The following is a 25,387-nucleotide window of genomic DNA, read 5'->3' as shown; positions in this document are numbered from 1 at the left end:
CTCTCTCGGCAGTCGTTAAGGCCGGATCGCCCGGCCCGTTTCGTCGAACAGGTGCAGGCTCTGCTGCGGGAAGGCGAGCGCGACGCTATGGCCGCGCTCATGCTCGCTCTGGCCGTCGAGCCGTAGCGTGATCTGGGGCAAGCCGGCGGCGGTCCCGTAAAGATAGCTCTCGCCGCCGAGCCGCTCGACGAGGTCGATGGCAAGCGACAACCCCTGCCCTTCCGGCGCCAGCGCCAGATGCTCGGGGCGGATGCCGAGCGTGACCTTGCTGCCAACGGCGAGATGACCGGTGGCGCAGGCGACCTCATGACCGCCCTCGCCCAGCTCGACCTTTCCGGAAGCGGTGACGCGACCGGGCAGCAGATTCATGCGCGGCGAGCCGATGAAGCCGGCGACGAAGAGGTTGTCGGGCCGGTTGTAGAGCTCCAGCGGCGTGCCGACCTGCTCGATCCGCCCGCCTTGCAACACGACGATGCGGTCGGCCAGCGTCATCGCCTCGACCTGATCATGGGTGACGTAGATCATCGTGCCGCCGATCTCGGCATGGAGCGCGGCGAGCTCCTTGCGGGTGGCGACACGCAATTCCGCGTCGAGGTTCGAGAGCGGTTCGTCGAACAGGAAGATTTTCGGATCGCGCACGATCGCGCGGCCGATGGCGACGCGCTGGCGCTGGCCGCCGGAGAGCGCTTTGGGCTTGCGCTCGAGATAATCGGTGAGGCGCAGCATCTCGGCCGCGCGCTTCACGCGCCTGTCGATCTCGTCGCGCTTGAATCCCATGTTCTCCAGCGCGAAGGCCATATTCGCCCGGACGGTCATATGCGGATAGAGCGCATAGGACTGGAAGACCATCGCAAGACCGCGCTCGGAGGCCGGCAGATGGGTCGCGTCAGCGCCGTCGATCGCGATCGTGCCGCCGGTGATCTCCTCCAGCCCCGCGATCGAGCGCAGCAGGGTCGACTTGCCGCAGCCGGAGGGGCCGACGAAGACGACGAACTCGCCATCGGCGACGTCGAGATCGATGCCGTGCAGCACGGTCGTCGCACCATAGGCCTTGCGGACCCCGGAAAGCTTCAGGCCGGCCATTATTTCATTCCCGTATTGGCGATGCCGGTGGTGATGAAGCGCTGCAGGAAGACGAAGACCAGCGCGACCGGCAGCAGCGTCACCACCGTCATCGCGAGCAGATAGTGCCACTGCGTCTGCAACTCGCCCTGGAAGGCGTTGAGGCCGATCTGCAGCGTGTAGGATTCCGTCTTGGTCAGCACCGCCAACGGCCAGAGGAACTCGTTCCAGCGCCACATGATCGAGAAGATCGCGAGCACGGCCAGAGCCGGCATGGCGAGCGGCATGACGATGCGCCAGTAGATCTGCCATTCCGAGGCCTTGTCCATGCGCGCGGCCTCGATCAAGTCGCGCGGCAAGGTCAGCATGTATTGCCTCAGCAGGAAGACGCCGGTTGGCGTCGCGGCGCCTGGCAAGATCACCGCCCAGAGCGAGTTCACCAGCCCGAGCTTGGTAATGACGAGATAGACCGGCACGAGGATGATGGTGATCGGGATCATCAGCGTGCCGATGACCATCAGCATCACCGCCGTCTTGCCTTTGAATTCGTAGATCGAGAGCGCATAGGCCGCCATCGAGTTGATGATCAGCGTAATGATCGTCGCGACCAGCGTGACGAAGACCGAGTTCCAGAGGAAGCGCGTGAAGGCGAAGCGCTCCAGCGGTTCGGTATAGTTCTCGGTCGCGAGCTTGAACTCACGCACCGGCGTGCGCTTATCGATGGGCACACGGATCGTCTCGCCGGGCTTTTCCGGGTCGATCATCTGCGCCTGGATGCCGACGCGGCGGACCTGCGCCAGCACGCGCTTGGTGCCGTCGGGCATCTCGACCTCGAAGAGCGGCAGCTTCTGCGACTGGCCGGGCACCGCCACCTCCTTCTGCGACATCGGCAGCAGCGAGGGCGGAAATTCGAGCAGGCCGGCCTGCGTCTTGAACGAGGATAGGCCGAGCCAGAGCACGGGGCCGAACATCAGAACGACGCCGAACGCGAGATAGGCATAGGCCGCGATATCGGTCCAATGCCAGCGGCCGGGCCTGCGGCGGGCGGTCATCATGCGTGTCGCGAGACTCATGCGGCCCCCTTGCGGTGGCTCGCCGCGAGCTGGGCCAGCGTCAGTGCGAAGAGCACGATGCCGAGCACGACGGAGGCCGCCGCCGCCAGGCCGAAATTCTGGACCTGATTGGCGAAGGCGGTCTCGTAGATGTAGTGCACGATCATCAGCGTCGCCGTGCCCGGTCCGCCGCCGGTCAGCACGAAGACCTCGTCGAAGGTCTGCACGCCCTTGATCAGCGCGAGCACGATCACGACGATCATGTTCGGCCAGAGCAGCGGCAGGGTGATGCGCCAGAACACGCGCCAGCGCGGCGTCGCATCCATCTCGGCGGCTTCGTAGAGATCGGCGGGGATCGCCTGCAGGCCGGCAAGCAGGATCAGCGTGTAGAAGCCCATATGGGCCCAGACCGAGACGAAGACGATCCAGAACATCGCCCAGCTCGGATCGACCAGGAACAGGATGCGCTCGCCGCCGATCGAGGTGATCGCTGCGTTGAGCAGGCCGTCGCGCTGGAGAATCCATTTCCAGGTCAGCGCCACCACGACCGGCGAGAGCAGGACCGGGAAGAAATAGACGGCGCGGAAGAAGCCGCGCGCCCGGATCTTCATGTTGAGGACGATCGCGGTCAGCAGCGAGAACAGCACCATCGCCGTGACCTGGAAGACGGTGAAGCGGGCGGTGTTGGACACGCCTCGCCAGAAATGATCCTCGCGGCAGGAGGACGGTTCGAGGAAGGAGCCGCAATCGAAGAGATAGCCGTATTGCTGCGCCCCAACGAAAGGCCGCTCGCTTGGGAACAGCCCTGCCCCGCCCGTCACCGAGAAGACGACATTGATGACGAGCGGCAGGAAGACGAAGAGCGAGAAGAAGGCGAGGTTCGGCAGGATGAAGACATAGGCCATCCGCCGCTCGCCGATCAGGCGCTGGAGCGCCCGCATCGGCCCGTCGACGAGGCGCATCAGGAGCGCGAGCGGCGCGGCGAGAAGGCCGGCGACGCCCGCGCCTTCCGGCTGCGGCTTTGTCTCGACGGAGGCCATCGGCCTTACTTCTTGCGCTCGGCGATCTGCTGGGCGATGTCGGATTCGATCCGCTTATAGGCCTCGTCGAGCGTGCCCTCGCCCGAGATCGCCTGGCCGAGCCGGCTGATCACCGCGTTGAAGATGACGCGGTTATTGACATAGCCCTGCAGCTTGTAGGCGACCGGCGAAAGCTCGGCGACCTGATCCGAGAAGACCTTGAGCGCGGCCTTGGCCTGCGGGCCCGCATCCTTGTAATCGAGTCCCTTGGCGGCGATGCCGAGATGGCCGGGCACGAAGAGCGAGCGGGCATAGAACTCGCTGAGCACCGGCTCGCTGGCGAGGTAATCCATCACCTTGGCGACGGCTTCCGGGCTCTTGGTCGTCTTGATCGCGACGAGGCCGGCACCGCCCGGCATGCCCGAGCAATTGCCGACGCCGCAGGGCGACGGCACAGCCACCCAGTCGAAGGCATCGCCGACGGTCTTGTCGAACTGGGCGATCTGCCAGGAACCGGAATGGTACAGCACGACCTGGGCGTTCTTGAACTCGTCATTGGCGCCGCGATAGGCCGTGCCGGAGACCGAGCCCCAGAGTTCCTTCTTCATCACGCCGCTCTGGTGCCAGTCATAGACCCGTCTGGCGGCGCGCTTGAAACCGTCGTCGATGACGGCCGGCTCGCCCTTGTCGTCGAGCACCTTGGCGCCTTCCGAGACCGCGACCGAGAAGAAGCGGTGACCGGAGCGGTCCATGGCGAGCGGAAACGGCGCCTGCACCTTGGCCGCGACGTCCTTCGCGGCCTTGCCCCAGTCCTCCCAGGTCGCCTTGGCGCCGGGCATGGCGATGCCGGCCTGCTCGAACAGCGTCTTGTTGACGAAGGGGCCGGTGACGGTGAGCTGCGTCATGAAGCCGGTAATCGCGCTGGAATCGCCCTCGGGCCGCATCCAGGGCAGGAAGGGTCCGAAATTCTTTTCCCAGTAGGCGGCGTCCTTGAGATAGGGCCGCATGTCGAGCGCATAGCGCGCGATGCCGCCGAGATCGACGACGCGGGCAATGTCCGGCCCCTGCCCCGAGGCGAGCTGGACGGGCAGGTTCTCGGTGATCGCCTTGTAGGGCACCTGGTCGAGCACGACCTTGATGTCCCTGTTCTGGGCCTCGAAGCGCTTGAGCAGGTCGGAGACGACCTCGCCCTCGTTGCCATCGGAATACCAGGCGATGCGCACCGTCGTCTGGGCGAAGGCCGCGCCGCCGATAGTGAGGCCAGCCGTCAGCGCGAGCGCGGAAATCCAGTGCTTCCCCTGCATCTGCGTTCCATCCCTGTAACAGTCACGGCGCCTCATCGAGCGCCTTGACAATCACTAAGGCAAACGTTTGCCTTACTTGTCAACGGGCAGGCGAACCGGCATGGCTGCACCATAGTCTTTTGAGCCGGCTTCGGATTCACCGGATTGGCGCGGCACCCTGGGGAGGGCCATGACGGCAAAAGCCGCAAGACCGCCGAAGGACGGCGTTTCGCTGGCGACGGTCGCGCGGGAGACCGGCGTATCGGTCGCGACCGTCTCGCGCATCGTCAACGGCAAGAGCGGGCGAGCCTCGCCGGATACGGTCGCCCGCGTCGAGCAGGCGATCGCGCGACTCGGCTACCGGCCCAACCCGGTGGGGCGCGCGCTCAAACGCCGGGCCAGCCGGGTGGTGGCGATGCTATCGCCCAATCTCGACAATCCCGCGATGGCGGCGATCGCGGTCTCGACCGAAGCGGCGCTGCGCGACGCCGGCTACGTCATGATCCTCTGCGACACGCATGACCGCGCCGACCTGCAGGACGACTACTTGCGCGCGATGCGCGACCAGTTCGTCGCGGGCTACGTCATGGTCAGCGCCGTCGCCAGCGCCGGCCTTGCCGATACGCTGTCGCGCGGCGATCCGATGGTCTTCGTCGCAAGGCGCAATCCGCTCGGCGGCGGCGCCTATGTCGGCATCGACAACCGCAAGGCCGGCGCCGACGCCGCCGACCACCTGCTGGCGCAGGGCATCAAGCGCCCGGCCGTACTGATGGCGACGCAGAACGCCTCCAGCACCGCCGAGCGGGCGGAGGGCTTCATCCGCCGGCTCGTCGCGCAGGGCGTCCCGGAAGCCGATATCCGCCAGGCGAGCGCGCCCGGCCTGTCGCATATCGAGATCGGCTACGCGGCCGCGAAAAGCCTGGAGGAGAGCTTCGGCTGGCCCGACGGTGCCCTCTGCGTCAGCGACATGATCGCCTATGGCGCCTATCGTCGCGCCACGGAAGCCGGCATCGCCATCCCCGAACGCAGCACCCTCGTCGGCATCGACGGCAACGCCATCAACCACTGGATCGCGCCCTGGCTGACCTCGATCCGCATTCCCTATGAGAGCTTCGGCCGGCATGTCGTCGCCCAGCTCTCATCGGCCTGGGGCGGCGGCGCGGCCGCCGATATCAACGTGGCCCATGAGCCGCTTGCGGCCGCCCCCGTGCCGCCCCTTCGCGGCTGACCACCTCGCTGCGGCGAACCGCGCAAGGCCGCACCAATCGTAGATCGAAAGTCTAAGAACCCGCCGGTCCGGCCGCGGGGACCGCGCCTTGACGCCCCCTGCCTAGAGTTTCACTATTCCAAATCGAACGACGCTTCGTCGTCGCCTGGGAGGTTGAGATGCTGCATGAGCTCTCGCGTCGCCAGTTTCTGAAAGCCGCAGGTGCGGGTGTCGCCGGTTCTGCCGTCGCCGCGCTTGGGTTTGGCGGTGCCGAGGAGGCACTTGCCCAGGCCGTGCGGCCCTTCAAGCTGGCCCGCACCACGGAAACACGAAATACCTGTCCGTACTGTTCCGTCGCCTGCGGCGTCATCATGTACAGCCTGGGCGACAAGTCGAAGAACGCCCATCCGGCGATCATCCATATCGAGGGCGACCCGGACCATCCGACCAATCGCGGCACGCTCTGCCCGAAAGGCTCCGCCCTCCTCGACTTCGTCCATTCCGAGACGCGCACCAAGGTGCCGCAATATCGCGGCCCGGGCGAGAAGGCCTTCCGCCAGATCAGCTGGAACGAGGCGCTCGACCGCATCGCGCGATTGATGAAGGACGATCGCGACAAGAACTTCGTCGCCAAGAACCAGGACGGCGTCACGGTCAACCGCTGGCTGACCACGGGCTTCCTGGCCGCATCGGCCACCACCAACGAGACGGCCTTCCTGACCTACAAGGTCGTGCGAAGCACCGGGATACTGGCGTTCGACAACCAGGCGCGCGTTTGACACGGACCGACGGTGGCCAGTCTGGCCCCAACATTCGGTCGCGGTGCGATGACCAACTCCTGGACGGACATCAAGAACACCGACCTCGTCATCATCATGGGCGGCAACGCCGCCGAAGCGCATCCGTGCGGCTTCAAATGGGTCACTGAGGCGAAAGCCCAGCGTGGCGCCAAGCTGATCGTCGTCGATCCGCGCTTCACGCGCTCGGCCTCGGTCGCGGATTTCTACGCGCCGATCCGGCAAGGCACCGACATCGCCTTCCTGCTCGGGGCGATGAAGTACTGCATCGACAACGACAAGATCCAGCACGACTACGTGCGCGCCTTCACCAACGCGCCCTATATCGTGAAGGAGGGCTTCGGCTATCAGGACGGCCTGTTCACCGGCTATGACGAGGCCAAGCGCGACTATGACCGTTCGAGCTGGGAATACGAGCTCGGGCCGGACGGCTATGTCCAGATCGACGAGACGCTGCAGCATCCGCGTTGCGTCTACCAGCTCCTGAAGAAGCACATCGCGGCCTATACGCCGGAGATGGTCGAGCGCATCTGCGGCACGCCGAAGGACAAGTTCCTGGCGATCTGCAAGATGATCTCGGAGACCTCCGCGCGCGACAAGGTCATGACCTCGATGTACGCGCTCGGCTGGACGCAGCACTCCAAGGGCTCGCAGAACATCCGCTCGATGGCGATGCTGCAATTGCTGCTCGGCAACATCGGCGTGCGCGGCGGCGGCATGAACGCGCTGCGCGGGCACTCCAACATCCAGGGTCTGACCGATATCGGCCTGATGTCGAACCTGATCCCGGGCTATCTCACGCTGGGGACCGACAGGGAGGTCGATTTCCAGACCTACATGTCGACGCGCGGCTTCAAGCCGCTGCGGCCGAACCAGATGAGCTACTGGCAGAACTACAAGAAGTTCATGGTGAGCTTCCTGAAGTCGATGTGGGGCAAGGCCGCGACGCCGGAGAACGACTTCTCCTACCAGTGGCTGCCGAAGCTCGACGTGCCCGGTTACGACATGCTCCGGTACTTCGACATGATGCACCAGGGCAAGGTGAACGGCTATTTCTGCCAGGGCTTCAACCCGCTGCTCTCCCTGTCCAATCGCGGCAAAGTCTCAGCATCGCTGTCGAAGCTGAAATTCCTAGTGGTGATGGACCCGCTGCAGACCGAGACCGCGCGGTTCTGGAAGGACGAGGGCGTCCATAACGACGTCAAGCCCGAAGCGATCCAGACCGAGGTCTTCGAGCTGCCGACGACCTGCTTTGCCGAGGACGAGGGCTCGCTGGTCAATTCCGGCCGCTGGCTGCAATGGCACTGGCCGGGACAGGAACCTCCGGGCGAGGCCAAGCCGGACACCTGGATCATGGCGCAGATCCATCAGCGCCTACGCGCGCTCTACGCCAAGGAGGGCGGGGCCTTCCCGGACCCGATCCTCAATCTCCACTGGCCCTATCGCCTGCCGGACGATCCGCAGCCGGACGAGATGGCCAAGGAGATGAACGGCTATGTCGTCTCGACGGTGACCGACCCGGTCGATCCGACCAAGGTGCTCCTGGAGAGGGGCAAGCAGGTCGATACCTTCGGGCAGTTGCGCGACGACGGTTCAACGGCCTGCGGCTGCTGGATCTATTCCGGCAGCTGGACCGAACGGGGCAACATGATGGCCCGGCGCGACACCAACGACCCGGCCAATACCGGCGCCTATTCCAACTGGGCCTTCTCCTGGCCAGCCAACCGGCGCATCCTCTACAACCGCGCCTCGGCCGATATCGACGGCAAGCCCTGGGATCCCAAGCGCAAGCTGATCGAGTGGAACGGCGCGGCCTGGACCGGCTACGACGTGCCGGACATCGCGGTCACGGCGAAGCCGCAGGATGTCGGCCCGTTCATCATGAACCCTGAGGGAACGGCGCGGCTGTTCTCGCGCGGCATGATGAAGGACGGCCCCTTCCCGGCTCATTACGAGCCGTTCGAAAGCCCGGTCGCCAACGTCATGGCGCCCAAGATCCGCGGCAATCCCGCCGCGCGCATCTTCAAGGACGACCTCGCCGCGCTCGGGACCTCCGACAAGTTCCCTTATGCGGCGACCTCCTACCGCCTGACCGAGCACTTCCATTACTGGACCAAGCATGTCTGGGTGAATGCGGTGCTCCAGCCGGAGTTCTTCGTCGAGATCAGCGAGCAGCTGGCCGCGGAGAAGAACATCCAGAAGGGCGGCTGGGTGAAGGTCTCCTCGGCCCGCGGCACGGTCTATGCCAAGGCGGTGGTGACCAAGCGCATCAAGCCGCTGATCTGCGACGGCAAGACCGTCCATGTCGTCGGCATCCCGCTCCACTGGGGCTTCACCGGTGCGGCACGCAAGGGCTTCGGCCCCAACAGCCTCACCCCGTTCGTCGGCGACGCCAACATCGAGACGCCCGAGTTCAAGGCGTTCCTGGTGAATGTCGAGCCGTCCAACGGTCCGGCGACGAGCTAGGAGGGCGATCATGGGACTGCAGAGTCAGGATTTCGCCCGCATCTCGGCGACCAATTTCAGGCCGCCGGATGTCCGCCATGATTTCGAGGTGGCGAAGCTCATCGACGTCTCCAAATGCATCGGATGCAAGGCGTGCCAGGCGGCCTGCCTGGAGTGGAACAACCTGCGCGAGGAGGTCGGCATCAACCGGGGCGTCTACGACAACCCGCATGACCTGACGGAGAACAGCTGGACGCTGATGCGGTTCACCGAATGGGAGAACCCGGAAAGCGGCAATCTCGAATGGCTGATCCGCAAGGACGGCTGCATGCATTGCGCCGATCCGGGCTGCCTCAAGGCCTGCCCCTCCCCCGGCGCGATCGTGCAGTACAATAACGGCATCGTCGATTTCGTCTCGGAGAACTGCATCGGCTGCGGCTATTGCGTGAAGGGCTGCCCCTTCAACATCCCGCGCATCAGCAAGGCCGACCACAAGGCCTATAAATGCACGCTCTGCTCGGACCGGGTCTCGGTCGGCCAGGCACCGGCCTGCGCCAAAGCCTGCCCGACCGGCGCGATCGTGTTCGGCACCAAGCAGGCCATGCTCGACCATGCCCAGGGCCGCATCACCGACCTGAAGTCGCGCGGCTTCAAGAATGCCGGCATCTACGACCCGCCCGGCGTCGGCGGCACGCATGTGATGTATGTTCTGCATCACGCCGACAAGCCACAGCTCTATGCCAACCTGCCGAACAATCCGCGGATCAGCCAGGTCGTCGAGCTCTGGAAGGGGCTGACCAAATATGCCGGCATGGCGGTCGTGGGCTTCGCCGCCGCCTTCGCCTTCGTCCATGCGACGGTGGCACGACGCAACGATGTCAGCCGCGCCGAGGATCGCGAGGCCGAGCATCTGATCGACGAGGAGGCTTCCCGTGGCCGTCAGGCGTGAAGAGGAGCGCACGACCGTCGACCGCTATCCCGGCCGCGTGCGCGTCAATCACTGGGTCACCGCGATCTCGCTCATCCTGCTCACGCTGAGCGGGGCCGCGCTGTTCCACCCGTCGCTGTTCTTTCTGTCGAGCCTGTTCGGCGGCGGCTCCAACACGCGGGCGCTGCATCCCTGGATCGGCGTCGTGCTGCTGGCGAGCTTCGCGATCCTGTTCGTCCAGATGGTCAAGTACAATTTCTGGACGAAGGCCGACACCAAATGGATGGGCCATATCGGCGAGGTGATGTCGGGCCGCGAGGAGAACCTGCCCGAGATCGGCAAGTACAACGGCGCTCAGAAGATCGTCTTCTGGCTGATGACCCTGCTCATCATTGTCCTGTTCGGGACGGGCATCGTGATCTGGTACGAGTATTTCGGCGCGAGCTTCACCATAGAGCAGCAGCGCCTCGGCCATATCGTCCATGCACTGGCGGCGATCGCCATGCTGCTGATCGTGATCGTCCATATCTATGCCGGCTTCTATGTCCGTGGCACGATCAGCGCCATGACCGAGGGCAAGGTGACGGGCGGCTGGGCCTTCCGCCACCACCGGCTCTGGCTGCGGCAGGAGGCGCGGGAGGGCGTGATCGACGAACGCCAGACGCCGCCGCGCCGCCATAGCCCCGGCCCAGCCGAATGAATTCGATGGCCTGCGGTGCGGCCCCGGCCACGCCGCCTCCCGTGACCCGTGCGGTTCGAGAGGACACGAGATGAGTGACGATCCGGGCTTTGCGGCCCTCGAAGAGGTCGGCATTGCCGAGCGCGACAAGCCGCCTTTCGTGCGACTGCCGGACCCTGCGACACTGTTCGACCGGCGGGCGGCGCGGTTCGCCGCGCTCGCGCCGGGCCATCAGCTCGAAGCCTATCTCGCCTTCCTCGGCGGCGTGAGCCAGGCGCAGGCGACGCTCGCGGCAGTGGTCGGCGCCCCCGATATGCCCTCCCCCGGCGATCTCAGGGTGCGTGCCGGCAATGCGATGCCGCTGCTGCCGCGCGAGGAGCTGGCGCCCGATCCCGCCGTTTCCGAGGCCTTCGACAGGCTCGCCATGCTGCTGGCCGATGTCGCCATGCCGGATCTGGCGCGCGAGGCCCTCGCCCGCGCCGTCGCAGCGGGCCCGGAGGTGCGGCAAGCGATGCTCGCCGCCGTGCTGGCCGATGCGGTCCCTGTCGAAGCCGTCGCCGAGCACATCTTCGCCGCCGCCGCGCTGCAGGTCGTCGCGGCGCGGCGCAGCGCCCTGCTCGACCCCGCCCTGCCCCAGCCGGTCGCCGACGGCGTCTGCCCCTGCTGCGGGGGGCCGCCGGTGGCTAGCGCTGTGGTCGCCGACCTCCATGTCGAGGGGGTGCGCTATGTCCAGTGCTCGCTCTGCGCCGCGCAATGGAACCATGTCCGGGTGAAATGCGTCTCCTGCGGCTCGACCAAGGGCATCGCCTATCAGGAGATCGAGGGCATCGCCGACACGATCAAGGCCGAGACCTGCGACGAATGCCGGACCTATGTGAAGATCATGAACCGTCGCAAGGCGCCCGAGCTGGAAGCCGTGGCCGACGATGTCGCGAGCCTCGGGCTCGACCTCTTGGTGACGGAAGCCGGCTGGCGGCGCGCGGGAGTGAACCCATTCCTGCTCGGATACTGATCAAGCGTCTCCCGGAGGGAGCCTGATGAACAAGCCCGAACGCTTCCGCCCGCCATCGGTCGATACGGTGTTGCGCAGCGCCAACGGCGAGCTCGCCATCGCGCGCCATGGCCGGACGGCCGCGACCGATGCGATCCGGCAAGCGATCGAGCGCTTGCGTGCCGGTGGCCAGCCGGCGGCCGCCTCCGTCGAGCAGGTCGGCCGCATGGCGCTGGACCGGCTCGAAGAGCGCGAACGCCCTTCGCAGCGCCCGCTGATCAATCTCACCGGCACGGTGCTGCATACCAATCTCGGCCGCGCGCTGCTGGCCGAGGAGGCGATCGAGGCCGTGGTCGCGGCGATGCGCGCGCCGACCAATCTCGAATACGAGATCGAAGCCGGGCAGCGCGGCGAACGCGACGCGCATGTCCGCGATCTCGTGCGGGAACTGACCGGGGCCGAGGATGCGATCCTCGTCAACAACAACGCCTCCGGCGTGCTGCTCGTGCTCAACACCCTCGCGAGAGGCCGCGAGGCCATCGTCTCGCGCGGCGAATTGATCGAGATCGGCGGCGCCTTCCGCATGCCGGATATCATGGCGCGAGCCGGCGCGAGTTTGCGCGAGATCGGCACGACCAACCGCACCCATCTAAAGGACTATGCCGAGGCCATCGGCCCCGAAACCGGCCTGCTGATGAAGGTCCATACCTCGAATTATGTGGTGCAGGGCTTCACCGCCGAGGTCGAGCCGGCGGAGCTCGCGAAGCTCGCGCGCCAGCATGAGTTGCCGTTCGTCGACGATCTCGGCTCAGGCACGCTGATCGACCTCTCGCGCTGGGGCCTGCGCAAGGAAAAGACGGTTCAGGACGCGCTGAAGGGCGGCGCCGATCTCGTCACCTTCTCCGGCGACAAGCTGCTTGGCGGGCCGCAGGCCGGCATCGTCGCCGGCCGGAAGGATCTGATCGCGAAGCTCGTCAAGAACCCGCTGAAGCGGGCGCTGCGTCTCGACAAGCTCCGGCTCGCGGCGCTGGAGGCAACGCTCAGGCTCTATCGCGACCCCGACCGGCTGGCGCAACGCCTGCCGACGCTCCGGCTGTTCACGCGGACGGCCGACGATTTGCGCGCGCTGGCGGAACGCCTTCAGCCGCAGGTCGCGGCTGCGCTCGGTCCAGATTGGGTCGTCGAGATCATCGATTGCGCCAGCCAGATCGGCTCCGGCGCCCTGCCGCTGGAAACGCTGCCGAGCGCGGGTCTCGCGCTGCGCCCCGCCGGCAAGGCGACCGGCTCTGCGGTCGAGAAACTGGCGGCGGCCTTCCGCGCGGTACAGGTGCCGATGATCGGGCGAATCGCCCAGGGCGCACTCGTCTTCGACCTGCGCTGCCTGGAGGACGAGGCACTATTTGCGGCGCAGCTTGATGCCCTGAAACCCGAGCGGCCCGATGCGCTGGCTTGAGCGCCTTTTCGGTCGGGATCAACCTGCCGATGACGGTGTCTCCGCCAAAATGGCCGCGGCCACGGCGGCGGTCGAGCGCGGCGATCACGTGGCCGCGCTCGCGCTCTGGGGCCCGCTCGCCCATGCCGGTATCGGGCGGGCGCAGAACAATATCGGCGCCTGCTTCGCCGAGGGGCTCGGCGTCGAGCGCGACCCGGCCCTGGCCCTGCGTTGGCTGAGCCTGTCTGCCGAAAGCGGCGACCCGGTCGGCCAGCGCAATCTCGCGGCGCTGCATTTCAAGGGCGAAGGCATCGAGCAGAGCGATGCCGAGGCAATGCGGCTCTATCGGCTCGCCGCCGAGCAGGGCGACGCTCCCGCGCAGGACATGCTGTCCTGGATGCTGCTGGAAGGCGGAGACCCTGCCGACCGGATCGAGGCCCTGCGCTGGGCGCAGGCCGCCGCCGAGGCCGGCATCGCCACCAGCATGACCCGGCTCGGCATGATGCATCACGATGCGCTCGGCGTGGATCGCGATGCCGACACGGCCGCGCAATGGTGGCAGCGCGGCATGGCGGCCGGCGACCCGGATTCCGAGGCCATGCTCGGTGCCGCGACCTTGCTCGGCCAGGGCGTGCCTGTTGATGCGGAACGCGCGCTGGCGCTGCTGCTCTCGGCCGAAGGCAAGGGCAGCCCGCTCGCGGCGCCCTTCATCAAGGCCGCGCGCGCGGCAGTCTCTCCCGCAGGGACAGCGCCATGATCATCGGCACCGCCGGCCATATCGACCATGGCAAGACCTCGCTGGTCCGGCGATTGACCGGCGTCGATACCAACCGCTTGAAGGAGGAGAAGGCGCGCGGCATCTCGATCGCGCTCGGCTTCGCCTATTGGCCGCAAGTGGACGGCTCGGTCGTCGGCTTCATCGACGTGCCCGGCCACGAGAAATTCGTGCACACGATGCTGGCCGGCGCCGCCGGCATCGACCTCATGCTGCTGGTCGTCGCCGCCGATGACGGCGTGATGCCGCAGACGCGCGAGCATGTCGCCATCGCTCGCCTGCTCGGCATCAGCGAGGCCGTCGTCGCGATCACCAAGGTCGATCTGGTCGAGCCTGCGCAGATCGAGGCGGTCGAGGGCGAGATTGCGGCGCTGCTCGCGTCCGGCCCCTTCACCGGGGCGCCGATGCTGCTCGTCTCGACGCTGACCGGAGAAGGCCTGCCGGAGCTCGCCGATCTGCTCGCGTCGCGCGCACGGGATTCACAGACACGGCAAGGCGACGGCGCCTTCCGGCTCGCGGTCGATCGCTGCTTCACCTTGCAGGGTGCCGGGACGGTGGTGACGGGGACCGTCCTGTCCGGCAGCGTGGCAGTCGGCGACAACGTCATCGTTTCTCCGAGTGGGCTGCCGGCACGGGTGCGCTCGATCCATGCCCAGAACCGCCCGGCCGAGCAAGGCCTCGCCGGCGAGCGCTGCGCTCTCAATCTCAGCGGCCCCGGCGTCTCGAAGGAGGCGGTTCGGCACGGCGACATGGTGGTGGCGCCGGCGCTGCATGCACCTACGGCGCGGATCGATGCGGAGGTTTCGCTGCTGCCCGGCGAGAAAGCGCTGACGATGTGGCAGCCGGTGCGGCTGCACCACGCTGCAGCGGAAATCGGCGCACGCGTCGTGCTTCTCGGCGATGACATTGCCGCCGGCGCGGATGGATTGATCCAGCTCGTGCTCGACGAGCCGCTCGCCGCCGCAGCCCTCGACCGTTTCGTGCTGCGCGACGCCAGCGCCTCGCGCACGATCGGTGGCGGGCGCTTCCTCGACCTGCGCGCGCCGGAACGCCGGCGCCGCAGCCCGGAGCGCCTCGCCCAGCTCGCCACACTCCGCCTGCCCGATCCTGCGGAGGCGCTGCAGACCCTGCTCGCGGTGCCGCCTTATCACGCCGATCTCGACGGCTTCGTTCGCGACCGCGCACTCGGTCCCGGTGTGGCGGAAAACCTTACGAACCGGCTGGACCTCGTCAGGATCGGCCCGCTCGCGCTGCTGCCCGCGCATTGGCAGGCATTGGCGCAGGCCGCGACCGAGAGGCTCGATGCGTTCCATGCCGAGCACCCGGACCTGCCGGGGATCGGGCAGGCTCGGTTGCGCTTCGCCATCGCGCCGCGCTGGCCGGCGCCGCTGTTCCGGCAGGCGCTCGCCCGGTTCGAGGATGACGGCGTGCTGGTGCCGGCCGGATCATGGCTCAGGCGGCCCGGCCATGAAGCCCGGCTCCTGCCTGAGGATGAGGCGCTCTGGGCCAGGGTTTTGCCATTGATCGCCGGGAGCGAGCGCTTCCGCCCGCCGCGCGTGCGCGATATCGGCCATCTACTCGGGCGGCCCGAGGAGGAAATCCGGCGCCTGCTGCGACTCACCGGCCGGCGCGGCGATGTCCATGAGGTCGCGCTCGACCATTTCTTCCTGCGCGACACGCTGGCCGAGATGGTCGGCATATCGGCCGCGCTTGCGGGGCTGCATCCGGCCGGCTTCAATGCGGCGCAGTTCCGTGACAGGCTCGACAACGGCCGAAAGGTCGCTATCCAGATTCTCGAGTTCTTCGATCGCCATGGCGTCACCATCCGCCGCGGCGACCTGAGGCGCATCAACCGGCGGCGGCTCGACCTGTTTGGCCCGCCGCCCGGCTTGAGCGATGGAGGAGAAACGTCCCCGGTGGGGCGTCCGGACTTCAAATCCGGGAGGGGCCGTCAGACGGTCTCTGGTGGGTTCGACTCCCATTCTCTTCCGCCAGTTCACTGAGGGTCGTATGACGGACGCCGAAACAGCCGCCATCGACCTGATCGCCCGCTTCGAACAGGCAGCGGACGCCGCGCGCGAGGCCGAGGATGCCTATCGCCGAGAGGCTGCAGGGCGGATCGAGGCCCTCGCGCAGGCGCGCAGCCGGGCCTTCCGGCGCCTCAACCTGCTGCGACAGGCAAGCACGACACTCGCGACAGCCGAGGAGCCGAGCGAGGCGATCGCGCGCGCACGGCTCACCGTCGCCCAATCGCTGGGCTGGGATGAGATCGGGCCGCGACAGGAGCTGGTCCTGACACAGCTGACGCCTGTCCTCGAAGCCCTCCAGGCCGCCATGGACGATGATCGCAACAACCCAGACGCCGTGGAGGAGGCTCTCGTCGCCTTCGAAGACTGGTACGGCGCCGAGACCGGCAGCGATTTCTACGCCCTGTTCGACCGCTACATGCCCGAGACGCCGCGTGTCGACTTCTAGGGGGCTGGGCACCGATTTCGACCGCTGGCTCGGCAAGCTCTTTCGCAAGGGCCCGTTCACGGCGCTGATCGTGCTGGTGAAGATCGCCGAGCCCAAGGTCGAGCCGCTGCGCTCGACCTTCGTCCATGTCGTCGGCAACGAGATCGACTGGGGCGACATCGTGCTGATGCTGCGGGGTGCCGGCGTCAGCTGGGACGGCGCTGCCTTCTTCCCGACGCGCGACGACGATGGCGGGCTCGTGCCGGACGCGACCGCCCGCAGCCGCCTGCGCGAGTTGGAAGCGGCACTGCGCGAGGACCGGCTCACCCTCAACAAGGGCGCTTTTTTCGACGTCTGGGGCCGGAATCTCGAAGTGCAGGAGACGCGTTGACGCGTCTCAGCTCACCACGACCTGCACCGGCCCGGCCTCGACTGAACCGATGATCCGCGCCGCCGGACAGCCGGCCGCCTTGATCTGCGCGAGCACGGCCTCGGCCTGCTCCGCCGCGCAGGAGACCAGCAGCCCGCCCGAGGTCTGCGGATCGGTCAAGAGATGGCGCTGCCAGTCCGGCAGCCCCGCAGGCAGGACCGCGCCCTCGCCATAGCTCGCCCAGTTGCGATGGGAGGCGCCGGTCACCCTGCCCTCCTGCGCGAGACGCTCGGCCTGCGACAGAAACGGCAGGTCGGCGAGCCGGAGCTTCAACGTGACCTCCGAACCGCGTGCCATTTCAAGGCCATGGCCGAGAATGCCGAAGCCGGTGACGTCGGTAATGGCGTGGATGGCCTCGTCCTGCGCCAGCTCGGCACCGATCCGGTTGAGCAGCGTCGTCGAGGCGATCATCTCGTCATAGGCGGCGGTAGAGAGTTCGCCCTTCTTAAAGGCGGCGGAATAGATGCCGACGCCCAGCCCCTTGGTCAGGATCAATGCATCGCCCGGCTTCGCACCACTGTTGCGGCGCAGATTCGCGGGCTTGAGCAGGCCGATCACCGCGAGCCCGTAGATCGGCTCGGGCGCGTCGATCGAATGGCCGCCCGCGACCGGGATGCCGGCCTCGGCGCAGATCGAGGCGCCGCCCGTCAATATCTCGCGGGTCACCTCGATGGGCAATTTGTCGAGCGGCATGCCGAGGATCGCCAGCGCCATGATCGGCTTGCCGCCCATCGCATAGACGTCGGAGATCGCATTGGTCGCGGCGATGCGGCCGAAATCGCGGGGATCGTCGACGACCGGCATGAAGAAATCGGTGGTCGCGACGACGCAGGTCTCGTCATCGACCTGCCAGACGGCGGCATCGTCTCCGGTCTCGGTGCCGACGAGAAGCTGGCTGTAGGGGCCAGCAGCGGGGTGCCCAGCCAGCAATTGCTGGAGCACGGCCGGCGCCAGCTTGCAGCCGCAGCCACCGCCATGGGCCAGGCTGGTGAGGCGCAGCGGCGCAGCCGCCTCCACCGCGAGCGGACTCGTCTGGTTCATCGTCGAGGACTCCTGGGAATCGAGGCTTGGCGGCGCTGCGGCAAAGCGGGAGCGATCACGCGAATGCGTTCACACCATCCTCCCGGCCGATAAGGACCCCGGCACGCGGGAGCCGCAGCAGCAAGCATGGCCCATCGTTCCCGCATCGGCCGGCGGCGTCAACGCCGCGTTTCGCACAGCGGCCGTCGTGATCGCGCCGCGCTTGGCGTAGCCGATCGACGATGAGCGTCGAAACCAAAGATGAACCGCGTTTGCCGGCTGAACTTGCCTGATCCGGCCGAGACGCCGATCGCGCAGGATTCGGAGAAGCGAGCGGCTTCTTTGCGCGTATCACGTCCATGGAAAGAAGCGACTAACCAAAGGGCAGTCTTTCCGCTGCCGCCCGCGCGTTTCGATGGTAGTCTGACCTCTGGCTGACCGGGGCAACCTCCTTCGAAGGAGCGGCGATGGCTGACTGTATCCAGGACCTGCTCGCGCGCGACATCGAGACGCTGCGTGTCGATGTGCTCAAGGCCGGCGTCCTCAATGCCAAGGCCCTGCAGGAAAGCGCGGAAATCCATGTCGCGCATCTCCACGATGTGCTGCGTGCATCGAGCGAGCTGCAGGAGGCCTCGTTCCATGTGATGAACAACGTGATCGGCTTCGCCAGGCTGCTCTACAGCCAGGCGGCAATCGCCGAATCGGAACGCGCCCGTCATGCAGCGCTCACGGCCATCGATCGCCTGGCCGCCGTGCTCGGAGACTGCGAGTCGCGGCAGGCGGCGGCGTCCTGAAGCGCTTTCGTGCGATGCGTGGCGCCAGGTTGAGGGGGCTTCAATCCACAGGTTCAGGGCCAGTTGACGCCGCGATGAAGAAAGCCGGCTGAAGTGACTGGACAGGCCGAGCGCCTGCCTCTATATCGCCCCCACCAACACGGACGGTCTCGCGCCGCTCCCGGTTCGCCCAGGTAGCTCAGTTGGTAGAGCATGCGACTGAAAATCGCAGTGTCGGCGGTTCGACTCCGTCCCTGGGCACCATTCTTCCTTCCAAGTGGCCAGTCACACGAACAAGCCAAAATGACCTGCGCCTCCTCGGCCGGCAGACGATGCTTCATCGCGGCTCGCGTGACCCTGCCGGATCGCGCTGCGTGATGAGGCGGGCGCTGCGGTGGCCGCTGACATAGATCCAGAGCCAGTTGAGCGCGACGGCGAGCCGGTTGCGCAGGCCGATCAGGAAGAAGATGTGGGCGATGCCCCAGATCCACCAGGCCAGGCGCCCGCGCAGCTTGATCCAGCCGAAATCGACGATGGCCGCGCGCTTGCCGATCGTCGCGAGATTGCCGGCATTCCGATAGGCGAAAGGCGGCGGGGCTGGCTTGCCTCCTAGCCGCGCCTTGACGAGATCGGCGACATAGCGCCCCTGTTGCTTGGCCGCCGGCGCGATGCCTGGCACCGGCTTGCCGTCCGCGCCCGCGACGAAGGCGGTGTCGCCGATGACGAAGATATCGGGCTCGCCCGGCACCGTGAGATCGGGCTCGACACGGAGGCGCCCCGCACGATCGGCCGAGGCTTCAAGCCATTCCGCCGCCGGTGAAGCGGCAACGCCCGCCGCCCACAGGGTGGTTCGGGCCGGCAGAAGCTCGCCGCCAAGCACGATGCCGTCGGCGCGGCATTCGGAGACCGGCTGCCCCAGCCTGACCTCGACGCCGAGGCGGTTCAGCGCCCGCTCGGCATAGGCCGAGAGATCCTCGCTGAAGCCGGCGAGGATACGCGGGCCGGCCTCGACCAGGATCACGCGGGCGCTGCGCGTGTCGATATTGCGGAAATCGCCGCGCAGCGTGTCATGCGCCAGTTCGGCGATGGTGCCGGCGAGCTCGACGCCGGTCGGTCCCGCCCCGATGATCACGAAGGTGAGCCATTGCGCGCGCCGCTCCGGATCGGTCTCCCATTCCGCCTGCTCGAAGGCCGAGAGGATGCGGCGCCGGATGCGCGTCGCATCCTCCAGCGTCTTCACGCCCGGCGCATAGGGCTCCCATTCGTCATGGCCGAAATAGGCGTGGCGGGCGCCGGTCGCGAGGATCAGCGTGTCGAAGCCGATCGGCCGCTCGCCCTCCAGCAGCACCTGCCTGTTCGTCCGGTCGACGCCGATGACCGTGCCGAGCAGGGTCGTGACGTTCTTGTGGCCGCGCAGCAGAAAGCGGATCGGCCAGGCAATCTCGGAGGTCGGCAGCGAAGCCGTCGCGACCTGATAGAGCAGCGGCTGGAACAGGTGATGGTTGCGCTGGTCGATCATTGTGATCCGAACCGGCACGTCAGCGAGATTGCGCGCGGCTTCGAGCCCGCCGAAGCCCGCGCCGACAATGACGACGTGATGTTCCGCCGGGGCGGTCATTTGCTCTGCGGCGCGAGCGCGACAGCAGCCTCGGCGGTGAGCATGCGGAAGGTGAAGCTCTCCTGCAGGTAGAGATCGACCGTCGTCGCGCTGTGGCTGAGATAGCCGATCGAGATGTCCTGGCCGAGATCGAGCTCGAAATCGCCGCCGCGCGTGGTCACGAGGACGCCGCCCTCGATCGCCGGCGCCCAGATCACCCCGCCATCGACGATTCGCTCGAGATGATGGAAGATCGGATAGCCCTCCTCGTTGCCGCCGCAGGCGGCCCGGTAGGCATCCTCGCCCAGCACCAGCGCATAGGGGCCGTTGCAGCCGGCAAGCTTGAGGTCGTTCAGAGCCCTGGCGACCGCCTCGGGATAATCGTCGAGATCGGCCGGCAGCGGCACCGCGGCGTTGCTGCTGCCTTCACGGATACCGGTGATCCCGGCTGCGGCATAGCCTTCGAAGACGGCGCGATCCTCGGCGAAGGCGATCATCTTCGCGGCATCCTTGAGCGGCTGCCAGTCGGAATCGTCCGAGCCGCGCTCGACATCGTCGATCGCCTCACGCGTCAGCGTGAAGGGCACGCGCAGTTCGACCAGCGGCTGGGCTTGGCGCAGCAGCGAGCGGATACCCTCGCCCGGCGCCTCGATCGGGCGGGTATGGCCAGTCCCGACAGCCGAGAAAGCAGTTCCCTTCGGTCCGTCCACGTCAACGATGCGGCGCGCCGCGAGGTAGCGCTTCAGCGTGCGCGAGGCCTCTTCCTCGATCTGCGCCCAGGCGGCATCCGAGATGGGAGCGAGCTCCCGGTGCAGATTATTCATGGCCTGCCTCTTCCTTCAGGGAGCCGATGCCGAGCGAGCCGTCACCGGAAAATCTGGATGGAGCCGATGCGACCGGACCGGACGTCGCGGGAGCCTGTTCCATCTCGGCCTTCTCCGGCGCGACGCCATCCAGGAAGGTCGCGCTCGGCACGAAGAACAGCGAACCCGTGACAGCGCAGCTGAAATCGAGCAGCCGGTCGTAGTTGCCCGGCGGGGAGCCGACGAACATATTCTCCAGCATGCGCTCGATCCGACGGGCGGTGCGCGAATAGCCGATGAAGTAAGTGCCGGCCTCGCCTGTTCCAGCCTGGCCGAAGGGCATGTTGACGCGCAGGATGTCCACCGGCTCGCCATCTTCGGTGATGCTGGTCAGGACGTTGTGGGCATAGGGCTTCTTCAGCGCGTCGGGCTGCTCGATATCGGAGAGCTTGTAACGGCCGACGATGTTCTCCTGCTCCTCGACCGGCACTTTGTCCCAGCGCGCGATGTCGTGCAGGTATTTCTGGACGATGACATAGCTGCCGCCCGCGAAGGCGGCATCCTCGTCGCCGATCAGGGTGGCAGCGGCAGGGTCCGGCCCGGCCGGGTTCTCGGTGCCATCGACGAATCCGATCAGGTCGCGATCGTCGAAATAGCCGAAGCCATGGACCTCATCGACCGTGGTGACCGCGCCGTCGAGCCGGGCCATGATCTGCCGTGCCAGCTCGAAGCAGAGGTCCATCCGGCTGGCGGCACGGATGTGGAACAGCAGGTCGCCCGGCGTCGAGACCGCATGATGCACGCCACGGATCTCGCGGAACGGGTGCAATTCCCTCGGCCGCGGTCCGTCGAAGAGACGATCCCAGGCTTGCGAACCGATCCCCATGACGCAGGACAGGTTGCCCTCGAGATCGCGGAAGCCGACGGCCCGCAACAGCGACGACAGCTCGGCGCAGAGGGCCCGCACGGCCAACTCAGGCCCACTACCGGGACTGATCGTCACGACCAGGAAGATCGCCGAACGCGTCAGCCCCGCCGCGACCGGCTGCGAGACGATGGAGGGCATGCCTGTATCCATGGACGACCGTTCGATAGCCTCGACGCGAGCCTGCAACCGTCCGGCGCCAGGCAGGCGCCCCAGCTTGCACTGACGCAGGGGTGGAACTCAATCCATGTCGTGGCGCTTCAGTCCTCGCGTTCGCGCTGTCGCGGGGCGCCCTCTTCCGCCTCGTCGACAGGTTCGCCGGGGATCACGTAGCTGCCCTTGAGCCAGCGGCCGAGATCGATATCGGCGCAGCGCGACGAGCAGAACGGCTTGAAGCGCGCGACCGCCGGCTTGCCGCAGATCGGGCAGGGTTTTGCGGGCGGCGGTGCGTTGTCGGTCTCAGTCATATTTGAGCGTGATGCCTCCATCGACGACGAGCTCGATACCGGTGACGTAGCGCGCCTCGTCGCTGGCGAGGAAGAGCGCGGCATTGGCCACGTCCCAGGCCTCGCCCATATGCCCCATCGGGACCTGCGCGGCCCGCGCAGCCCACATCGCATCGACGTCACCCTTGCCGTAGACGTCGGCGAGGCCGGCCGAATGCTCGACCATCGGCGTCTTCATCAGGCCGGGCAGGATCGCGTTCACGCGGACCCTTTGCGGGGCGTATTGCACCGCCGTCGTGCGGGTGAGCTGGTTCAACGCCGCCTTGGTCGCGGAATAGCTGGCATAGGGCACGCCGGTGTGGCGGATCGAGGCGATCGACGAGATGTTGATGATCGAGCCGCCCTCGCCCGCCTCCTCGAACTGGCGCTGCATCACCGGGATGACATGCTTCATCGCCAGGAAGGCGCCGGTGAGGTTGACCCGGAAGACCCGCTCCCAGATCTCCTCGGAGAGATCGACGACGCTGCCGACCTCGGCGATGCCGACATTGTTGTCGAGGATGTCGATTCGGCCGTAGCGGCCGAGCGCCTGGGCGACGAGCCCGGCGACCTGCTCCGCCTTGGTGACATCCGCCTGCAGGGCGAAGGCCTCGCCGCCCTCGTTGCGGATGATTCCGGCGGTCTCCTCGGCTGCGTCGCGGTTGATGTCGGCGCAGACGACCCTGGCGCCCTCGCGGGCAAAGATCGTCGCCGTCGCCTTGCCGTTGCCCCAGCCCGGCCCGATCGACCCGGCTCCGGCCACGATCGCGACCTTGCCGCTCAGACGTCCCGTCATCTCAGCTTCCCTCTCATCGACGCGTTTCCCGGCCGCAAGATCAGCCGCGAGGCGCGATCAGGCAACCCGCATCGGCGCCGTGTCAGGCTGCGTTCATCCAGCCGAAGCGGATGGGGAAGCCTTCGCCGCCCAGGAGATTGACCGTCTCGTAGAGCGGCAGGCCGACGACGCCTGTATAGGAGCCGACGAGCTTGACGACGAAGGAGCCGGCAATGCCCTGCACAGCATAACCGCCGGCCTTGCCGCGCCATTCACCGGAGGCGAGATAGGTCTCGATGTCCTCGGTGGAAAGGCGCTTGAAGCGCAGGCGCGTCTCGACGATGCGGTCCCGGATCGCGCCCGAGGGCGTCACCAGCGCGACGCCGGTATAGACGCGGTGCGCCCGGCCCGAGAGCAGGCGCAGGCAAGCGGCGGCCTCATCGACGATCTCGGCCTTGGGCAGGATGCGCCGGCCGACGGCGACCACCGTGTCGGCGGCGAGGATATAGCAGCCTTCGAGATCGGCGCGGGCCTTGGCGCCCTCGCGCGCGGCCTGCGCCTTCTCGCGCGCCAGCCGGCGAGCGAGGTCGCGCGGGCGCTCACCCTTCAGCGGGGTCTCGTCGAGATCGGCGGGCAGGAGCGCGTCCGGCCTCAGTCCCGCCTGCTCCAGCAAAGCGAGGCGGCGCGGCGAGGCCGATGCGAGAACCAGCATCGGCCGCCAGCCGGGATGCTTGGGAGAGGAGAAAAGGCTCAACAGGCTGCTCGACAGGATTGGGGCGCCGGGATCGGCACCGGATCAGCCTTTAGAGCATTTCCGCCGCCCGATAAATCCACCCGGAAACACGGAGCCAACGAAGTGCTCCCCATTTGAGCAGCCGGCCGGGCTGCCTGAAATCCGTGCGGGTCACTGGTATACCAGGCATTGCCAAGCCGCGCCGTTGACGGCAGACTTCCCTCCCCTCGGCGCTCCGCTCTCTGGTGGCGCCGATCTACCGGAGTTTCCCTCAATGGCCCGCACGCGCAAATCGACGGGCTCCGCCCTTGCGACCGGGGCGGAGGCGCAGGTTCTCGCGGCCCGACTGATGTCCATGCATGCCGACGCCGGGCTGACCATCGCGATGCGGATGCCGCTGCTGATGAAGGGTGCCTTCGGCGACAGCCGCGGTCAGCGCGAGGCGACCAAGGCCGTGACGGAAAAGGTGTCGGCTGTACTCGAGAGCAGCTTTGCCGCGACGCAGGCGACGACGGCCTTCTGGTGGGGGCTGGCCCTCAACCCGCTTGGCCAGCTCGATCTCGCGACAGCGGCCGTCAAGGCCGCCGACAGCACGCTGGAGCCCTTCGCCCGGCGCACCCGCGCCAATGCGGCGCGCCTCAGCGGCTATCGCCGCTAAGCTTCAGCTGACGATCAGATCTGGCTTTCGGGCGCGGTTTCCGTCGCGGGAACCGGCGCCTGCTGCGCATGCGCGCGCTCCAGCTTGCGGTAGCGCGCGACACTGACCGGAATCAGCGCGAGATAGGCGATCACGACGACCGCCAGCACTTCGAAGGTGTAGGCGAAGAGCAGCCCGGCGACGATCACCACAGCAACGAAGATCGGCAGGACCTGATTGCGCGGAACACGCGTGCCGAGTGTCTTGCCGGCATAGCAGGGGATGCGCGAGATCGTCAGGAAGGCGATGAACAGGATGTAGATGCCCACGGGCAGCGCGCCGTATTCCTGCACGGGCACGCCGATCATGTGCAGATAGACCGGCAGCATCGCCGTGATCGCGCCGGCCGGGGCCGGCATGCCGACGAAGAAATCCTTCTGCCAGTCGGGCCGGTCGGGATCGTCGATCATCACGTTGAAGCGCGCGAGCCGAAGCGCCATGGCGCAGGCCAGCGTCAACACGATGATCCAGCCGAACGATTTCAGATCGTGCAAGACGAAGATCCACAGGACGTAGCCGGTGGCGACGCCGAAATTGACGAAGTCGGAGAGCGAATCGAGCTCGGCGCCGAAGCGCGAGGTGCCCTTGAGCATGCGCGCCAGACGGCCGTCGACGCCGTCGAGCGCCGCGGCGATCAGGATGCAGATCGTCGCCGTCTCCAGCTTGCCCTCGACGACGAGGCGCATGGCGGTGAGGCCAAGGCAGAGCGCCAGCAGCGTGATGACGTTCGGCGCCAGCAGCCGGAAGGGAATCGGCTTGAAGCGGGCGCGCTTAGATTCGGCGCGCTCGGGCTCGAAGGGAGGAAACAGGTCGCTCATGTCAGCCGGAATACGCGGTTTTGGGGGCGCAGGCTAGGCGCCCATGCGTGTCATCCCGCACGCGCTGCGGCACAAAGTGCCGCTGCGCAGATGCGAGGTCGTTGTCAGGAGAAGGCGCTTTTCTCGGCGCTATTCGAGAAAGAAGCCCCTTTCGGGGGACGGTCCCGTGTCTGCGCAGCAGCATTTCATGCCGCAGCGCGCACGGGA

23 protein-coding genes, 2 tRNA genes and 1 pseudogene are annotated in these 25,387 nt (G+C 67.0%); 14 read left to right on the top strand and 12 right to left on the bottom strand.

All coding sequences use genetic code 11. The features are described 5' to 3' along the window. Positions 1 to 15: 15 nt before the first annotated feature. Genes NUV79_RS14300 through NUV79_RS14285 form a run of 4 tightly spaced genes read right to left on the bottom strand, consistent with a single transcriptional unit; the run spans position 16 to position 4,437 of the window. On the bottom strand, positions 16 to 1,083 hold the full coding sequence (locus NUV79_RS14300; RefSeq protein ID WP_257733758.1) for an ABC transporter ATP-binding protein: 1,068 nt from the start codon (positions 1,081 to 1,083) through the stop codon (positions 16 to 18). Continuing rightward, a complete protein-coding gene (locus NUV79_RS14295; protein ID WP_257733757.1) occupies positions 1,083 to 2,135 on the bottom strand; it encodes a carbohydrate ABC transporter permease in 1,053 nt (350 codons plus the stop codon). Before NUV79_RS14295 ends, NUV79_RS14300 begins: the two co-directional genes overlap by 1 nt. Further along, positions 2,132 to 3,154 (bottom strand): carbohydrate ABC transporter permease, encoded by a 1,023-nt coding sequence (locus NUV79_RS14290; protein WP_257733756.1) that lies wholly within the window; start codon positions 3,152 to 3,154, stop codon positions 2,132 to 2,134. Before NUV79_RS14290 ends, NUV79_RS14295 begins: the two co-directional genes overlap by 4 nt. A gap of 5 nt (positions 3,155 to 3,159) precedes the next feature. Next, positions 3,160 to 4,437, bottom strand: a complete 1,278-nt coding sequence (locus tag NUV79_RS14285; protein WP_257733755.1) for an ABC transporter substrate-binding protein — start codon at positions 4,435 to 4,437, stop codon at positions 3,160 to 3,162. A gap of 169 nt (positions 4,438 to 4,606) precedes the next feature. Here NUV79_RS14285 and NUV79_RS14280 point away from each other — a divergent pair, with 169 nt between their 5' ends. The 11 genes and pseudogenes from NUV79_RS14280 to NUV79_RS14230 all read left to right on the top strand — a co-directional run bounded on the left by NUV79_RS14280 (position 4,607) and on the right by NUV79_RS14230 (position 16,515). Then, positions 4,607 to 5,644, top strand: coding sequence for a LacI family DNA-binding transcriptional regulator (locus NUV79_RS14280; RefSeq protein WP_257733754.1), 1,038 nt, complete (start codon positions 4,607 to 4,609; stop codon positions 5,642 to 5,644). A 158-nt stretch (positions 5,645 to 5,802) separates the two neighbouring features. Beyond that, complete coding sequence (gene fdnG, locus NUV79_RS14275; protein ID WP_257733753.1) at positions 5,803 to 8,886, top strand: formate dehydrogenase-N subunit alpha; 3,084 nt, start codon at positions 5,803 to 5,805, stop codon at positions 8,884 to 8,886. A gap of 10 nt (positions 8,887 to 8,896) precedes the next feature. Beyond that, entirely contained in the window at positions 8,897 to 9,814 is a 918-nt protein-coding gene (gene fdxH, locus NUV79_RS14270; protein WP_257733752.1) for a formate dehydrogenase subunit beta, read from the top strand. Continuing rightward, a complete protein-coding gene (locus NUV79_RS14265) occupies positions 9,798 to 10,493 on the top strand; it encodes a formate dehydrogenase subunit gamma (RefSeq protein WP_257733751.1) in 696 nt (231 codons plus the stop codon). The genes fdxH and NUV79_RS14265 overlap by 17 nt, the downstream gene beginning before the upstream one ends. 70 nt (positions 10,494 to 10,563) lie before the next feature. Beyond that, positions 10,564 to 11,484 carry a formate dehydrogenase accessory protein FdhE gene (gene fdhE, locus NUV79_RS14260; protein ID WP_257733750.1) on the top strand — a complete coding sequence of 307 codons (921 nt, stop codon included), beginning with the start codon at positions 10,564 to 10,566 and terminating at the stop codon, positions 11,482 to 11,484. 25 nt (positions 11,485 to 11,509) lie between these two features. Then, positions 11,510 to 12,916 carry an L-seryl-tRNA(Sec) selenium transferase gene (gene selA / locus NUV79_RS14255; protein WP_257733749.1) on the top strand — a complete coding sequence of 469 codons (1,407 nt, stop codon included), beginning with the start codon at positions 11,510 to 11,512 and terminating at the stop codon, positions 12,914 to 12,916. Beyond that, positions 12,903 to 13,652: a tetratricopeptide repeat protein gene (locus tag NUV79_RS14250; RefSeq protein WP_257733748.1), complete on the top strand. Its 750-nt coding sequence runs from the start codon at positions 12,903 to 12,905 to the stop codon at positions 13,650 to 13,652. The genes selA and NUV79_RS14250 overlap by 14 nt, the downstream gene beginning before the upstream one ends. Continuing rightward, positions 13,649 to 15,463: pseudogene (selB, locus tag NUV79_RS14245) on the top strand (selenocysteine-specific translation elongation factor); the annotation flags it as partial. The gene NUV79_RS14250 and the pseudogene selB, both read left to right, overlap by 4 nt. A gap of 105 nt (positions 15,464 to 15,568) precedes the next feature. Further along, positions 15,569 to 15,664: transfer RNA gene (locus NUV79_RS14240), tRNA-Sec, on the top strand. A 16-nt stretch (positions 15,665 to 15,680) separates the two neighbouring features. Then, positions 15,681 to 16,145 carry a hypothetical protein gene (locus NUV79_RS14235; RefSeq protein WP_257733747.1) on the top strand — a complete coding sequence of 155 codons (465 nt, stop codon included), beginning with the start codon at positions 15,681 to 15,683 and terminating at the stop codon, positions 16,143 to 16,145. Next, complete coding sequence (locus tag NUV79_RS14230; protein ID WP_257733746.1) at positions 16,132 to 16,515, top strand: hypothetical protein; 384 nt, start codon at positions 16,132 to 16,134, stop codon at positions 16,513 to 16,515. Before NUV79_RS14235 ends, NUV79_RS14230 begins: the two co-directional genes overlap by 14 nt. A gap of 6 nt (positions 16,516 to 16,521) precedes the next feature. Here NUV79_RS14230 and selD read toward each other — a convergent pair whose 3' ends face one another. Continuing rightward, positions 16,522 to 17,595, bottom strand: a complete 1,074-nt coding sequence (selD, locus tag NUV79_RS14225; protein WP_257733745.1) for a selenide, water dikinase SelD — start codon at positions 17,593 to 17,595, stop codon at positions 16,522 to 16,524. Between the two features lie 446 nt (positions 17,596 to 18,041). Here selD and NUV79_RS14220 point away from each other — a divergent pair, with 446 nt between their 5' ends. Both NUV79_RS14220 and NUV79_RS14215 read left to right on the top strand, forming a co-directional pair. Next, positions 18,042 to 18,368 (top strand): hypothetical protein, encoded by a 327-nt coding sequence (locus NUV79_RS14220; protein WP_257733744.1) that lies wholly within the window; start codon positions 18,042 to 18,044, stop codon positions 18,366 to 18,368. A 167-nt stretch (positions 18,369 to 18,535) separates the two neighbouring features. Continuing rightward, positions 18,536 to 18,611: transfer RNA gene (locus NUV79_RS14215), tRNA-Phe, on the top strand. A 73-nt stretch (positions 18,612 to 18,684) separates the two neighbouring features. Here NUV79_RS14215 and NUV79_RS14210 read toward each other — a convergent pair. The 6 genes from NUV79_RS14210 to NUV79_RS14185 all read right to left on the bottom strand — a co-directional run bounded on the left by NUV79_RS14210 (position 18,685) and on the right by NUV79_RS14185 (position 23,644). After that, the gene (locus NUV79_RS14210) at positions 18,685 to 19,965 is read right to left on the bottom strand and encodes an NAD(P)/FAD-dependent oxidoreductase (RefSeq protein WP_257733743.1); all 1,281 of its coding nucleotides are present in this window, start codon (positions 19,963 to 19,965) and stop codon (positions 18,685 to 18,687) included. Then, on the bottom strand, positions 19,962 to 20,768 hold the full coding sequence (locus NUV79_RS14205; RefSeq protein ID WP_257733742.1) for a family 1 encapsulin nanocompartment shell protein: 807 nt from the start codon (positions 20,766 to 20,768) through the stop codon (positions 19,962 to 19,964). The genes NUV79_RS14210 and NUV79_RS14205 overlap by 4 nt, the downstream gene beginning before the upstream one ends. Next, positions 20,761 to 21,813, bottom strand: a complete 1,053-nt coding sequence (locus NUV79_RS14200; protein ID WP_257733741.1) for a Dyp-type peroxidase — start codon at positions 21,811 to 21,813, stop codon at positions 20,761 to 20,763. Before NUV79_RS14200 ends, NUV79_RS14205 begins: the two co-directional genes overlap by 8 nt. Positions 21,814 to 21,932: 119 nt before the next feature. Continuing rightward, positions 21,933 to 22,139: a DNA gyrase inhibitor YacG gene (gene yacG, locus NUV79_RS14195; RefSeq protein ID WP_257733740.1), complete on the bottom strand. Its 207-nt coding sequence runs from the start codon at positions 22,137 to 22,139 to the stop codon at positions 21,933 to 21,935. Continuing rightward, positions 22,132 to 22,953 (bottom strand): SDR family NAD(P)-dependent oxidoreductase, encoded by an 822-nt coding sequence (locus NUV79_RS14190; RefSeq protein WP_257733739.1) that lies wholly within the window; start codon positions 22,951 to 22,953, stop codon positions 22,132 to 22,134. The genes yacG and NUV79_RS14190 overlap by 8 nt, the downstream gene beginning before the upstream one ends. Before the next feature lie 82 nt (positions 22,954 to 23,035). Beyond that, complete coding sequence (locus NUV79_RS14185) at positions 23,036 to 23,644, bottom strand: Maf-like protein (RefSeq protein WP_257733815.1); 609 nt, start codon at positions 23,642 to 23,644, stop codon at positions 23,036 to 23,038. 295 nt (positions 23,645 to 23,939) lie between these two features. Between NUV79_RS14185 and NUV79_RS14180 the strand changes: the two genes are divergently transcribed. Then, positions 23,940 to 24,323 (top strand): hypothetical protein, encoded by a 384-nt coding sequence (locus NUV79_RS14180; protein ID WP_257733737.1) that lies wholly within the window; start codon positions 23,940 to 23,942, stop codon positions 24,321 to 24,323. Between the two features lie 14 nt (positions 24,324 to 24,337). Here NUV79_RS14180 and NUV79_RS14175 read toward each other — a convergent pair whose 3' ends face one another. Beyond that, positions 24,338 to 25,180: a CDP-alcohol phosphatidyltransferase family protein gene (locus NUV79_RS14175; RefSeq protein ID WP_257733736.1), complete on the bottom strand. Its 843-nt coding sequence runs from the start codon at positions 25,178 to 25,180 to the stop codon at positions 24,338 to 24,340. Positions 25,181 to 25,387 lie beyond the last annotated feature (207 nt).

This window comes from Allobosea sp. 47.2.35 (assembly GCF_024655635.1).
Classification (GTDB): Bacteria; Pseudomonadota; Alphaproteobacteria; order Rhizobiales; family Beijerinckiaceae; genus Allobosea.
The sequence above is the reverse complement of the archived record's forward strand: the minus strand, read 5'-3'. Positions and strand labels throughout refer to the sequence as shown.

Excerpts from the sequence above, each read along its gene's own strand:
- fdhE (WP_257733750.1), top strand. The coding sequence starts at position 10,564 with ATGAGTGACGATCCGGGCTTTGCGGCCCTCGAAGAGGTCGGCATTGCC.
- NUV79_RS14210 (WP_257733743.1), bottom strand. The coding sequence starts at position 19,965 with ATGACCGCCCCGGCGGAACATCACGTCGTCATTGTCGGCGCGGGCTTC.
- NUV79_RS14290 (WP_257733756.1), bottom strand. The coding sequence starts at position 3,154 with ATGGCCTCCGTCGAGACAAAGCCGCAGCCGGAAGGCGCGGGCGTCGCC.
- NUV79_RS14220 (WP_257733744.1), top strand. The coding sequence starts at position 18,042 with ATGGCTGACTGTATCCAGGACCTGCTCGCGCGCGACATCGAGACGCTG.
- NUV79_RS14300 (WP_257733758.1), bottom strand. The coding sequence starts at position 1,083 with ATGGCCGGCCTGAAGCTTTCCGGGGTCCGCAAGGCCTATGGTGCGACG.
- NUV79_RS14190 (WP_257733739.1), bottom strand. The coding sequence starts at position 22,953 with ATGACGGGACGTCTGAGCGGCAAGGTCGCGATCGTGGCCGGAGCCGGG.
- NUV79_RS14235 (WP_257733747.1), top strand. The coding sequence starts at position 15,681 with ATGACGGACGCCGAAACAGCCGCCATCGACCTGATCGCCCGCTTCGAA.
- NUV79_RS14200 (WP_257733741.1), bottom strand. The coding sequence starts at position 21,813 with ATGCCCTCCATCGTCTCGCAGCCGGTCGCGGCGGGGCTGACGCGTTCG.
- selD (WP_257733745.1), bottom strand. The coding sequence starts at position 17,595 with ATGAACCAGACGAGTCCGCTCGCGGTGGAGGCGGCTGCGCCGCTGCGC.
- NUV79_RS14180 (WP_257733737.1), top strand. The coding sequence starts at position 23,940 with ATGGCCCGCACGCGCAAATCGACGGGCTCCGCCCTTGCGACCGGGGCG.
- selA (WP_257733749.1), top strand. The coding sequence starts at position 11,510 with ATGAACAAGCCCGAACGCTTCCGCCCGCCATCGGTCGATACGGTGTTG.
- NUV79_RS14185 (WP_257733815.1), bottom strand. The coding sequence starts at position 23,644 with ATGCTGGTTCTCGCATCGGCCTCGCCGCGCCGCCTCGCTTTGCTGGAG.
- NUV79_RS14175 (WP_257733736.1), bottom strand. The coding sequence starts at position 25,180 with ATGAGCGACCTGTTTCCTCCCTTCGAGCCCGAGCGCGCCGAATCTAAG.
- NUV79_RS14280 (WP_257733754.1), top strand. The coding sequence starts at position 4,607 with ATGACGGCAAAAGCCGCAAGACCGCCGAAGGACGGCGTTTCGCTGGCG.
- NUV79_RS14205 (WP_257733742.1), bottom strand. The coding sequence starts at position 20,768 with ATGAATAATCTGCACCGGGAGCTCGCTCCCATCTCGGATGCCGCCTGG.
- fdxH (WP_257733752.1), top strand. The coding sequence starts at position 8,897 with ATGGGACTGCAGAGTCAGGATTTCGCCCGCATCTCGGCGACCAATTTC.
- yacG (WP_257733740.1), bottom strand. The coding sequence starts at position 22,139 with ATGACTGAGACCGACAACGCACCGCCGCCCGCAAAACCCTGCCCGATC.
- NUV79_RS14295 (WP_257733757.1), bottom strand. The coding sequence starts at position 2,135 with ATGAGTCTCGCGACACGCATGATGACCGCCCGCCGCAGGCCCGGCCGC.
- NUV79_RS14250 (WP_257733748.1), top strand. The coding sequence starts at position 12,903 with ATGCGCTGGCTTGAGCGCCTTTTCGGTCGGGATCAACCTGCCGATGAC.
- NUV79_RS14285 (WP_257733755.1), bottom strand. The coding sequence starts at position 4,437 with ATGCAGGGGAAGCACTGGATTTCCGCGCTCGCGCTGACGGCTGGCCTC.